The following is a 12,446-nucleotide window of genomic DNA, read 5'->3' on the forward strand; positions in this document are numbered from 1 at the left end:
AATCAAAACCATCGAATGTCTGCTGCCGATGCAGCCATTTCCAGATCCGAAATCCTCAAATCTTTACGGTTTTTTTAATCAAATGATATAGGAAAAAGCATACATTTGTTTTTTATTTATAATCAGTCTACTTAAATACAATGAATATGAAAAGACTTTATGCCCTCGTATGCATCTTCATTTCTATGCAAGCCACAGCCCAAACGGGCACTATAAAAGGAACGATCACCACGTCAGACGGAGCACCGGGGGAATTTGTAAATGTGGTTCTGGAGAGAACCAGCCGTGGAGCCGTAGTGAACGAAGCGGGCCATTATACGATCAACAAAGTTCCGGCGGGAACGTATACCCTGATTGCAAGCCTCACCGGTCTTTTGACCCAAAGAAGTGAAGTAACCGTAGCTGCCGGCGAGACCAGCACCATAGATTTTACGCTGATCGAAGACAACAAACAATTGCAGGAGGTCATTGTCAGGGGAAACAGCCGGCTTGTGAACAAGGAGAGCGAGACGGTAGCCAGGATGCCGCTTAAAAATCTTGAAAACCCGCAGGTTTACAACGTTGTGGGCAAAGAGCTTTTAAAAGAGCAGGTTGTAACGGTGATGACCGACGCTTTGAAGGCCGCTCCGGGCGTGGTGGCGGTTTCTTACCCCAGCGGCGGAATTGGCGTGATGTCCCGTGGATTTGGTACGAATGTCGGGGCGCGTAACGGTCTGCAGTCCGATCTGGGGCGTTCCAGTGCTGACGTTTCCAATATTGAACGTATCGAATTCGTCAAGGGGCCATCAGGAACTTTATTTGGTGCAGGTATTTCATCTTTCGGCGGGTTGGTAAATTTAGTAACCAAAAGACCCGGCGAGGGCTTTTTTGGAAATGTAGGTTTAACAGTGGGGAGTTTCGGCCTTTCCCGTATCACAGCCGACATCAACAGCCCTTTGAATAGAGAAAAAACGGTCATCGCAAGGATCAATACTGCGCTGCATCGTCAGAATAATTTCAGTGAATTCGGCCGTATCAACAGTTTTGCTTTTGCGCCGAGCCTGTTGTTCAAAGCAAGCGAAAAGTTGTCTGTACTTTTTGATGCTGAGATTTTTAATGCCAATTCGTCACGGCCGACCTACACCAGGTTTGGTCCGCAGTCCGGGATCACCAACTACAAAGATATCCCGCTGGATTACAGAAAATCCCTTTATGACAATGATCTTGACGCCAAGACACAATCTCAAAAATACTTTGTAGAGGCCAAATACAGGATCAGCGATCGCTGGACTTCCTCTACCAACATTTCCTATGTAAATGAATTTACCGACTACAGTTATCAAACGTATAACACCTGGGTTGCCAGGGACCGGGTGGCGAGATATGTGGGTATCTGGGGGCCGATCAAGAACACATATATCAATGCGCAGCAGAATTTTGTAGGGAAATTCAGTACGGGTTCTGTGAAGCACACTTTACTGGCGGGCCTTACCTATACCAATTTATATGCGAACGGGATGAGCAAAAGCGGTTCCAATTTTGATACGGTCAATGTGTTCCAATCGTACAAACTGATCGATAAGGTTTACACAGATCGACTGTTACTTCAGCCGGCGAGGGTCAGCAGCCGCGGAACCACCAAGAACCAGTATATGGGCGCCTATGTGTCGGAAATGGTTAATTTGGGCGACCGCGTGTATGCAATGCTAAGCCTTCGCGTGGACAAGTTTAAGCAGGCGACCGGAGGTTTTACGCCGGGCGGATATGAGCAAAACTCGGTTTCCCCCAAGCTGGGGTTGGTTTATCAGCTCATCAAAAACAAAGTATCGGTATTCGGGAATTACATGAATGGCTTCCAGAATACGAACCCGCAGGTGGAACAACCGGATGGATCTATTACGAATATCAAACCACTTTATGCCAACCAATGGGAGGCCGGCCTGAAAACCGAGTGGCTCGACGGGAAGGTAAGCGGGACTTTGAGCTACTACACGATCAATATTGACAATGCCCTGCGTACTGATGACAGCGGCTTTACCCGCCAGGACGGACAGCAGCAAAGCAAAGGTGTTGAGGTAGACATACTGGCTAATCCGGTGAGCGGGCTTAACATTGTGCTGGGCTACGGCTACAATGAAAACAGGATTGTAAAAGCTGAACTGAATCAGGGCAATCTGGTAGCCGGGGCACCCCAAAATATCGCTACATACTGGCTTAGTTATAAATTCAGGACGACGGCATTGAGAAACGTCGGTGCCGGATTTGGGGGCAACTATGCAAGCAGTTCGTACTTCAGTGACGCCAATACCATCACGATCCCTTCTTACAGCGTGGTAAATGCGACCCTTTTTTACGAAAATAATAAGTATCGGACGGGACTTAAACTGAATAACATCGGGAATACAAAATACTGGGATTCTTATGGCATCTATAACCCGACCAGGAATTTTTCTGTGGATCTGGCAATAAAGTTTTAATACCGATGACATTAAAAAAACTGATCGGAAAATTACACCTCTGGCTCGGACTTGCGTCCGGGCTGGTGGTATTTGTCGTGGCGGTAACGGGCTGCATTTTTGCTTTCGAAGAAGAGCTGTTCCGTGTTTTTCATTCCAAACTTGTACATGTCCGGGTACCTTCTGATGCAGGCAAGAAGCTTCCGGTCTCGGTTTTGCAGGAAAGGGCGCAAACGGCACTCGGAGGCAGCGATTCCATAACGCTCATCAACATTTATCCGCAAAACGACCTGGCCTGGGAGTTTGATGTGTTTCGGTATAATGAAGAAAAATCGGCGAACAGTTTCTGGGACCAGGCCGGGCTGTATTGGAAAAAAGCCTACGTTGATCCCTACACCGGCAATGTGAACGGCATCATGGACATGCAATATGAGTTTTTCATTGTAACACGCTCCATACACCAGAATCTTTTTATCAACCCGAAAATAGGAAGCCCGATAGTAGGAAGCGCGACAATCATTTTTGTTGTTTTGCTGTTATCCGGCCTGGTTTTATGGTGGCCCAAAAACAAAGCAGCGGCCAGGCAGCGGTTTGCTTTTCGGTGGAAGGATACCACCCGGTGGAAGCGAAAGAATTATGACCTGCACAATATTTTAGGGTTTTACATGCTGGTATTCGGTATTTTCATCGCGCTGACGGGAATTGTATGGTCGTTCGATTGGTGGGAAAATGTGGTTTACCGCGTACTGGACGGGAAAGTGGTGCAGTTTAAACTGCCCAAAAACCCGGATAAAACAGTAAGCGCCAACGAACCGGTACATTTACTGGATCAGGTCGTGGCAAGGATTCAAAAAGACAATCCGGAGTATTACCGGATATTTCTTTCAAAAAACAAGCCAACCAATACGCTTACCGCCGGTGCTAACTTTAAGGACAATACATTGTGGACTGCCTACAACTACTACATGTACAATCTTTCTACAGGCAAGGAATATGGCGCGCTGCTGCAAAAAGACAAAACCACCGGCCAGAAGTGGCGCAACAGCAATTATGATCTGCACACCGGCAAAACGTTGGGGTATGTCGGTATGACGATCGCGTTTTTTGTATCGTTGATCAGCGCCTTATTGCCCGTCACCGGCTTTTACATCTGGTGGGGAAGGAGGAAAAAAGCAGAGAAAAGGCCGGAGACTCTTGGTAAGATAGCGCCGCAAATAAGGTCGCGTGAGCGGGTGAAGTCGTGATGAGCCGGCATTGGTACTGGGCGAAAAAACCAAAGGTATTTATCAAACATCAAACGCATAGATCGATGCGGGGTTTTCGATCATTATCTTATTCCAGTAAATGTGTAACCCCCTGTTTTCGAGATCTTTTCTGAATGTGGTGAGTAAAAAATCAAGGCCGGGTGCGCCGCCGAAGGATTTCCAATAGGTGTTCTTAGCAGCGTCCATGCCCACTGTGATCTGGTCGGGAAATTCGGGCAGTAACTTTTCCAGCAGCGCGTAAGTTCTGTTCGTTTCCCCGGATTTCCACCTGAATGCGCTGTCAAACTCGACCCTGACGCCTGTTTGTAACACATCTCTCACATATTCAGGATCAGGATGTTTGTCGACGTGCGAGATCACAACGTGTGAGAGGTTGACGCCCAGCTTCTGGAAAAGCTGTGCCTGTGCCAGGGCGTGTTTTCCCGAATTGGTATGCGTCAGAATCGGGGCACCGGTGGTTAAGTGCGCACTGGAAACTGCGTGAAAAATCTTTGTTTGATGCCCGTTAATGCTTTCGTCTGCGGTCGCCAGTTTGATAAGCCCCGCCTTGTGTCCGGTTCGTTTGATGATCGGGCCATTGTAATCGTAAAGGTCTACGCCTTCTTCGATATCCGCGACGAAAAGTGCGGCCAGCTGGTCTGCAGAGTAATCGTACCGCCAGTGATTGGAGGGATAATACATTTCCAAATGCAGGCCCGTCGGGGCAACGATATGGATTCCCGAGAGGGTTGAGACTTCTGCCAGTTTGGTGACATTACGCCCGCAGTTGGCAGGCATGGTGTCGACCATCGTCCGGCCGCCCAGGTCGTGCACCATTTGCAGTTCCAGCGTTATTTTTTTTACATCATTGAGTAAAAAGGCCGGGTTGGCCTGTGTTGGAAAACTTTCTTCAATAACAATGTGCTCGTGGGAATAGGTGGTCCCCATTTCCCGGATGTCGATGTCGCCGTTGACCGTTCTGATAAATGCCATGCTACCTGTTTTAGGGTCAATTAGAAATTTTTCCGCCAGTCGTCCCTGCCTGTGTATGCTTCTTTTTCCGGAATTTCCAGTACGGCACCAATGTCGTGAAGGTTTTCCCGCAAGGCATTAACAGACAGTTCGTTGGCAGCTTCGTCGCGTTGCAGCGAAAGCACTGCCGCGATACCTGCAGCCTGGCCCATGGACATGGTCTGCGCCATCGACCTGCACGAAGCGTGGGCGTCGTGCGTGGCCGAAAAACACCGTCCGGCCACCCATACGTTCCGGCTGCCTTTTGGTACAATACAACCGTAAGGAACTCCGTATATCCCTGTCCCCGGAATGTATTCCCAATGTGTTTCCTGCCCGCTCTGTTCGTCGAGCCGGTGGTCTTCAATAGGCGCCCCGCACAGGAAAATGCTGTCGTTCGGAATGTTGGCTTCCATGCACTCTGCCTTGGTCAACCTGTGTTCCCCGTAAACGCGGCGGGTTTCACGCACGCCGATCTGGTGGGAAAGACCAATGAGATCCGATTGGCTGTATCCGGGTACTTCGTCCTGGAAAAAACGCTCGTAAATAAAAGCCTGTTTGCGGCCTTCTATTTCAGCCTGCGTCAATTGGGCGGCGTCCAGGCCTGAAAATCCTGAGACTTTAACAGCCACAGTCGAGATACATTTACGGGCGTTCATTTCATGGGCGGAACCTTCTTTGCGCGGCAGCTGATGTCGCCCGCTTTGCACAGCCTGGCGCATTTTTTCTGTAAGCATTTTCTTTCCGCCTGAACTCTGAAATAATTCAAGGTCCACGTTGCTCATGCGAAAAGTAGTGGTCATACTTTGCGCCGGTTCGAGCTGGCCGGCGATTTCATATTCCATTCCCGCCAGATGACAAAAGTCTGCGTCTCCGGAGGCATCAATGACGCGCCGGGCAATGATTTTACCAAACCCGCCTTTATGCCACACGATGCAGCTGTAATTTTCATTCCCACTGTCCACATCAATCAATGTGGTATGGAGCAGATAAGTGATATGCTGGTTACCAATAAGATAGTCCCATGTGCTTTTCAGCTTTTCGGGATTATAGTTCACGCCCGTTCCTGCACCGTAGGTATTGGGTCTCAGGAAAATGGCTTTCTCTCCGTCCAGGGTATTGACGACCTTGTCGGGCCAGCCGCCTGCTATTTTTTTCGGTGATCCGCCAGGCGTGAAAAAGCCGTAAAAAGTGTCCAGCATTTGCGTTGAAGAGCCTCCCGGAAAACCGTATCGTTCCAAGAGCATTACCGAATGCTTTCCCGGCATTGCCCCCGCTGCGATAGCCGCTACGCACCCCGCCGATCCGGCCCCGACCACCAGTATATCGACCTCCCGGATAACGGGTACGAGTAAATGATTGATTATTCCTTTCATATTGAAGCTTTCAGATTCCGGGAACAAGGTCATTTTTGCTTACGTATGAGCTGTACCCTACACCTTCGTAGAGCTTGGCCAGCCTGTGCGCATGTTCATCATAGGCACTTTCAAAAAGCTCTTTTGCTTTGTCGGCGCCTACATTTACTTCCGCAGTAAGGACTTTGGGAGGCCTGCCCGCCTCGATTAACAGTTTCGCCGTTTCCGCTTTGATACTATTGATGATAATCGCCCCTCCGACGGTCGAGCCGGGGGCGACGGGAGTCTGCAAACCGGGGATTTGTATCATTGCATCGCCCGCCGGGGCACCTGTGTCGAGTATGAGGTCGGCGAAATCGGTCAGTTTCTTGCCATCTGCGCGTTTGCTGCGGCTTTTCTCTGCATGCCGGGAGGTTACCAATGCCACTACCTTTATACCCGATTCGGCAAACAGCTCCGCCATTTCTACAGGAACTACATTGCATCCGCTGGAAGAAATGACAAGGGCAGTATCGACGTCCGAGAGCTTGTAATTTCTCAGGATCCTGGCTGCGAGCCCGGGCACATTTTCCAGAAACATGGCCTGGCGCTGGCCATTGGCCCCTACCACCAGGTTGTGAAATGTCAGGGAAAGCTCCACGATGGGATTAAAACCCGGAAAAGAACCATATCTCGGCCACATCTCTTCCACCATGATCCGGCTGTGACCGCTACCGAAAACATGGACCATCCGCCCCGCCAGAATGGACTCCGCAAACCACGAGGCAGCTTTTTGAATGGCTTCTTCCTGCTGTTCGATGACGGTCAGGATCTCTTTTGTTTTATCAATAAATTGTTGGGTCGCACTCATACTGTCTGATTAAATTGAAATGTTTTTACACTGCAAACTGCCGCGCCGATGGATCCTGAAAGATCTGTAAAACTGGCCTTTTTGATAGGTACCGCAGTTCCTTTCGGCCGCCATTCGTAAATATCCATGAACGTAGCCAGCGGCCCGAAAAGGGCATCGTCGGCCTGGGTGATACCGCCTCCCAGCACGATGACCTCGGGCGAAAATATGTTGATCAGGGATGCCAGCCCTGCCGCAAGCTGCCGGACTGCATCCAGCCAGGCCCTGGTAGCAATGGGCTCGCCCTGGCGATATGCCGCCACGAGTTCACGGGTATCTTTGTATTTGTAAAAAGTACGCTGCGGGACTGTTGCATTGCCGATCGCCTGTTCGAGGCTGCCCGGTACGTTGGTGATATCAAGTTCAGGGTTATGGACGTCGAGGATCATGTGTCCCAGGTGTCCCGCGCGGTTCGCATTTCCCTGGAAGAGCTTTCCGTTGAGCCATAATCCACCGCCTACACCCGTTCCAAGCGTAAGCATCAATGCATGGCTATGGCCGGTTGCACTTCCGTAATGCGTTTCTGCCACCAGAGCGGCATGTGCATCGTTCAATACAAAAACGGGATGCTGAAGCAATGCCTGCCAGTTGAGACCTTCCAGTCCCTGCATACGTCCGGGCATGTTGATAATCATTTGGTTATCTGCGGATGCAATGCCCGGCGCGGCAAGGCCTATCCCTTTGACTTCGTCAAAACACAGCTGTTTCAGCGCAGACACCATTTCTCTGATCTCCTGTTTCCAGTTACCGGCGTTGCCGTCGCGCGTATCTACAGACAATTGCTGAACCAGTTCGCCACTTTGCAGATCAATCAATACGCCTTTGATCCTGGTACCGCCCAGGTCGATTCCAATGGCATACCCATCAAAAATTGTTTCTCTCATAATCATTCAGATTTGGCCTTCGCTGACACTCCAGCCGCCGTCTACCGATAATATTTGTCCCGTAGTGTAGCCGGACAAGTCAGACATAAAATATACAGAAGCACCATTCAGGTCTTCCGGCGTTCCTACTCTTCCGCCATTCAGGGGCTGTTTTGTTTTAATAAAATTGACGATCACCTCATCTTCGGAAGCTCTTTTGGACATAGGGGTTTGCACCAGTGCAGGAGCGACCACATTGATCCTGATGTTGTCCTTGGCATAATACGACGCAATCGATTTTACAAAACCGAACACTGCAGACTTGGCCGCTGCATAAGCATGCGTGGCGAAATAGGCTGGGGAAGGGGCATATCCCAAAACCGATGACATGTTCAGGATTGTGCCGGATTGTTTTCTTGCCAGAAACTCCCGGACAGCCGCCTGATTGGAGAGCATCATGGATGTCAGGTTGAGATCAAATGTGTATCGCCAGCCTTCAAGCGACAGCTCGTGCAAGGGCCCGTCTCCGAATTTGCGGCCACTTCCTCCGGCTACGTGGTACAGACCGTCAAAGCCCCCGAAGGTTTCGGTACAAAGGCGGATCGCCTCTGCGGCTGTTTCGGGCTGAGTAGCATCTCCCTGGTAGCCAACGCCTTTTTCTTTGAGCGCTGCCTGTGCTTTCTCGCAGTTTTCCTTGTCGCGCCCCACTACCACAACCTGCGCCCCCTCATTCACAAATTCCAGGGCGGCAGCGAGACCGAGGCCGGTGGTGCCGCCGATGACAACGATCTTCTTATTTTGCAGCCATTGATGCATATTGTTCAGGCTTTTAGGGTCAAAAATTCATTAAGTAGGCTGCTATATCTGCCAGATGCTGCTCTTTCAGGTCCAGTGTAGTGGGGTCGGGCATCATGGTACGGGCGCGTTCGCGTTTCACAATGTCCTTGCTCACCAGACTGATCTGCTTGCCGGTAGCATCTTTGAGCAAGACCGTTTCTCCCTCGCTTTGCAAAAAGCCGTAAACCGTCTCGCCGCTTTTGGTCGTGATCATCCACGGCTCATATCCGAAAACAATGTCGGCGTCGGGGTGGATAATCGCATCCAGCAAGGCACGCTTGTCCAACTTGTTTTTTATGTTGGTCAAATCCGGTCCGATCTGCCCGCCGTTGTTGCCTGTGCGATGACAGGAGCTGCATGAAGCGGTAAATGCCTCCTTCCCGCGGACAGGCTCGGGTTTTAGTTTGAGGATCTCCGAGATGTTGTAGCTTTTGGCATCCCCGTTCTTGAAATACTCTCCTGCCAATACCCTTACCGATTGATCGGGATTTGAGAAAATATGCTGAGCTGTGACTGCTGTCAGTTCCGGCGAAAGCCTGTTTCCGGCCGCCATCTGGATCAGCATTTTTGCCCCGGCAGGATCTTTGGCAAGTGAGGCGGCAGCGGCTGATTTTTCCTCCTGGGTTGAGCCGGATTTTGTCAGCTGCGTTTGCCAGTTTTTAACTTCTGCAGACAATTCAGGTGTTTTTTTATCAACCTGATAATAACCCGACCAGTCGTTTCCACTCCTGAATTCCAGCCACCAATCCACCATGGGCGCCATTTCTTTCTGGTCCTTCATCTTTTTAATGTCTATTACCGCAAAAGCTGCTTCTTTCGAAGGAATAAAACACAATGCAGTCAATGCCTGCTGGCGCTGCTCAAAAGTCAGTTCGGGAGAAGTTACCCGTTGCCGGAGGGCGCCAATCGATTCCTGTGGGTGAAGCCGCCATGCCAGTGTCGCCATACGGTCGTCCCATTTCAGAGGGGCTTTCCCGAATTTTTCAAGAAGTATTTGATAAAAAGCCTTTTCCTTACCGTCCATCGCAGTGCCCAACGCTTCGAGATACCATCGGTCTTTGCCGTCGTACCCCTCGCATAATTTTACCACAATATCCCTGGCGGCAGCAAACGGTACATCCCTTAGCGAAATAGCCACCTCCCGTCTCACGGCCGCAGAAGGGTCCGAAACTAGCATTTTCGCCTCAGGCAAAACGTCCCTCACGCTGCGGATGGCCCTGAACGCAGTCAATCGTATCTGTTCGTTGGGATGTTTTAAAAGAGATTCCACTTTCTTTATCCCACTGCCGGGTATATTGGCCAGTAACCATAGTGCCCGCGACTGGTGATACGGATTTTCGTCCTTTTCAATGATCTGGACGAGATCGGGCACTACTTTTTCACCCTGTGCCAACAAGCTGACAAATCCCTGGTTCCGCACATTGACCGCCGGGCTTAGCAATGCCTGGATCTGGCCTTTCTTAGTTTTGAGATCGATGACAGGTGTTTTCAGAGATTTGTTTTTCGGTTTAACCCTGTATATCCTTCCAAAACCCTCCTTGTCGTGCATGGCGTGGCCGCCCACGATGGGGTCGTACCAGTCGGCAATGAATACAGATCCGTCGGTTCCGGCCGTTACGTCGCTGGGCCTAAACCATTTTCGCGTGTCTGTTTCCTCGTTGTCCCACCGGTATTTTTCGGTGGAAGCTCCTATGGATGAAGCAAAATCGAAACGGTTGGAGAGATCAAATCCGGCCCCTGTCGCAGTGGGCTTGTAACCGAATATCACGTTTCTGCCCGCGTCGGAGCTCAGCAGCATTCCCCGGTAATTTTTACCCAATGCATCGCCCTCATACACGCTCACGCCTGTCGGGGACCCGGAGCCGATCTGATTTCCCGGAGGCATAGTGCCCGGGTCTTCCTGGTGCCAGTGAGCCGTAAAAATGGATTGTCCCGGACGCTGGTTGGCACGCCACGAACGTGTGCCGTCCGCGCTGAAATACCCGGCATTCCCATTCTCCATAACCCAGGTGGTCCGGCATCCCGCTACTTCGTCGTCGTTATCATTCTGCCACATATTCCCGTGGGAGTCAACCGCCAGCTCGTAGGCATTTCGGAAGTTATGCGCGACTACTTTGAGATTTTTCCCGGTCGGATCTACCCGCAAAGCGAGACCTCCTGTATACAGCCGGTTGTCATCACTTTTCATGCCCGGCTTGTTGGTCGTATTGTAGGGCGTGCCTCCATTGTAAATACTGCCCGACCGCAGATTCCATCCGCCTTTGTCGGTAACGATATGCGGCCCGGCGTTGCCGGTGTTGAAATACAGTTTCCCATCCGGCCCAGCAATGAGCGAATGCAGGGAATGGTCGTGATCGTAGCCTCCGAAGCCGGTGAGAAAAACTTCTTTTTTATCTGGCTTGTCGTCTCCGTTTTCATCCGTATAAACGATCAGGGACGGTGCCGAGGAGACAATGATTTTATTCCCCAGAACCGCCACGCCCATGGGTGCCTGAAGATCCTTGTCTTCCACGAACACTGTGGTTTTGTCGGCCTTTCCGTCACCGTCGGTATCTTCCAGGATAAGTACCCGGTCGCCTTTTTCGTGGTGCAGAACATCCTCGCCCTTGTTTTTGAAAGCCCGGTAGTTGACCGCTTCCGTGACCCAGACCCGGCCGCGGTGATCCACGTCAATGCTGGTAGGGTTGTACAGCTGCGGCGACTCGGCCCAGACGGCCACTTCGAGATCGTCGGGGACATACAGCGCCCGCTTGTCGTCTATGTTTCCGATACCGGTCAAGCCCAGCGAAGCCCATAGGGAAGTCGCCAGCAATGTTTTCCGGACCGGTTTCTGCAACAGTTTTATGATTGTATCCATGCTTTTGATTTGTTCAACTTTTGTATAGCTGGCGCAGGTACTGGTTGTTGGCGATGTAGCTCGTGAGCATATCGCCTCCCTTGGGAACTGCCCCTTCTATTTGCACCCAGCCCTGATAGGAGATATCGTCCAGCGCTTTTTTTACTTTTTCAAAATTCACAAGCCCTTTCCCCAGGAGCTGCCCGTTTTCCTTCATGTGCACTTCACAGATCTGCTTATTGAGGAAGGGTATTTCTTCAAAAATATCGTAGCCCATCTGGGTTGAATTGGCGACGTCGTAATAGACCTTTATATTGGGTGAACCCACGGCGTCGATGATTTCCATATGCTCACGTGCACTCAGCCAGGATTCTATTCCCAAAACAATCCCTTCATTTTCTGCTTTTGAGGCTACTTTTTTGAATCTTCGGATCACCTCTTTTTTGCCGGCGGGATCATTTTTCAGATCGCCTTCCGAAAAGAATGCGAGCAAAATCACGCGGCAACCCATGGCTTTGGCGACATCGATACTGTCGCTGACCCATTTTTCTGTGCGCGGGTCCGATTTGTAAGGGATGCTATTCAATTCACCGATCGCCAGGCCGCCAATGGCCACGCCGGTTTCCGCAGAGGCTTTTTTGTATAATTGCTGAATTTCCGGTCTTCTCAAATGCATATCGTTGGCCACTGTGCCCAGGCTGATCTGAACGCCGTCGAGGCCAATTTTTTTGGCAGTGTCGAGGGCTTCGATTTTGCTGTGCCCGTTGATAGACCAGTCGCAGGCGCCGATCTTTATTTTTGATTTTGTATGTGTGGAAGCATGTACTTCCGGGATGATGGCAGCGGCGGCCAGGCCAGACAAATGGCGTATGGCATCACGCCTGTTAATGGCCTGAATCATGAATATGGATGCGTTTTAATGACAGGATATCTACTTGTCGGATACAGCGGTCCTGTGTTACGAAAAGGGATTTCA

At 50.5% G+C, this 12,446-nt stretch carries 9 protein-coding genes; 2 read left to right on the forward strand and 7 right to left on the reverse strand.

All coding sequences use genetic code 11. The annotated features are described in order from the left end of the window. Nucleotides 1-146 precede the first annotated feature (146 nt). Nucleotides 147-2,456 carry a TonB-dependent receptor gene (locus tag FBF61_RS15165; RefSeq protein WP_138478621.1) on the forward strand — a complete coding sequence of 770 codons (2,310 nt, stop codon included), beginning with the start codon at nt 147-149 and terminating at the stop codon, nt 2,454-2,456. Between the two features lie 5 nt (nt 2,457-2,461). Then, nucleotides 2,462-3,679 carry a PepSY-associated TM helix domain-containing protein gene (locus tag FBF61_RS15170; RefSeq protein WP_138478624.1) on the forward strand — a complete coding sequence of 406 codons (1,218 nt, stop codon included), beginning with the start codon at nt 2,462-2,464 and terminating at the stop codon, nt 3,677-3,679. Between the two features lie 42 nt (nt 3,680-3,721). Here FBF61_RS15170 and FBF61_RS15175 read toward each other — a convergent pair whose 3' ends face one another. From FBF61_RS15175 to FBF61_RS15205, 7 genes are read right to left on the reverse strand one after another with little or no spacing between them, the layout of a single operon-like run. After that, entirely contained in the window at nt 3,722-4,672 is a 951-nt protein-coding gene (locus FBF61_RS15175; RefSeq protein WP_138478626.1) for a phosphotriesterase family protein, read from the reverse strand. A 20-nt stretch (nt 4,673-4,692) separates the two neighbouring features. After that, nucleotides 4,693-6,066 (reverse strand): FAD-dependent oxidoreductase, encoded by a 1,374-nt coding sequence (locus FBF61_RS15180; protein ID WP_138478628.1) that lies wholly within the window; start codon nt 6,064-6,066, stop codon nt 4,693-4,695. 10 nt (nt 6,067-6,076) lie between these two features. After that, entirely contained in the window at nt 6,077-6,895 is an 819-nt protein-coding gene (locus FBF61_RS15185) for a sugar isomerase domain-containing protein (protein WP_138478630.1), read from the reverse strand. Then, nucleotides 6,892-7,818, reverse strand: a complete 927-nt coding sequence (locus FBF61_RS15190; RefSeq protein WP_138478632.1) for an ROK family protein — start codon at nt 7,816-7,818, stop codon at nt 6,892-6,894. Before FBF61_RS15190 ends, FBF61_RS15185 begins: the two co-directional genes overlap by 4 nt. Before the next feature lie 6 nt (nt 7,819-7,824). Then, nucleotides 7,825-8,613 (reverse strand): SDR family NAD(P)-dependent oxidoreductase, encoded by a 789-nt coding sequence (locus FBF61_RS15195; RefSeq protein WP_138478634.1) that lies wholly within the window; start codon nt 8,611-8,613, stop codon nt 7,825-7,827. A gap of 19 nt (nt 8,614-8,632) precedes the next feature. After that, nucleotides 8,633-11,491: a PVC-type heme-binding CxxCH protein gene (locus FBF61_RS15200; RefSeq protein ID WP_138478636.1), complete on the reverse strand. Its 2,859-nt coding sequence runs from the start codon at nt 11,489-11,491 to the stop codon at nt 8,633-8,635. 13 nt (nt 11,492-11,504) lie between these two features. Further along, nucleotides 11,505-12,371: a sugar phosphate isomerase/epimerase family protein gene (locus tag FBF61_RS15205; RefSeq protein WP_138478639.1), complete on the reverse strand. Its 867-nt coding sequence runs from the start codon at nt 12,369-12,371 to the stop codon at nt 11,505-11,507. Nucleotides 12,372-12,446: the final 75 nt, after the last annotated feature.

It is taken from the genome of Dyadobacter bucti (genome assembly GCF_005869225.1).
GTDB lineage: Bacteria > Bacteroidota > Bacteroidia > Cytophagales > Spirosomataceae > Dyadobacter > Dyadobacter bucti.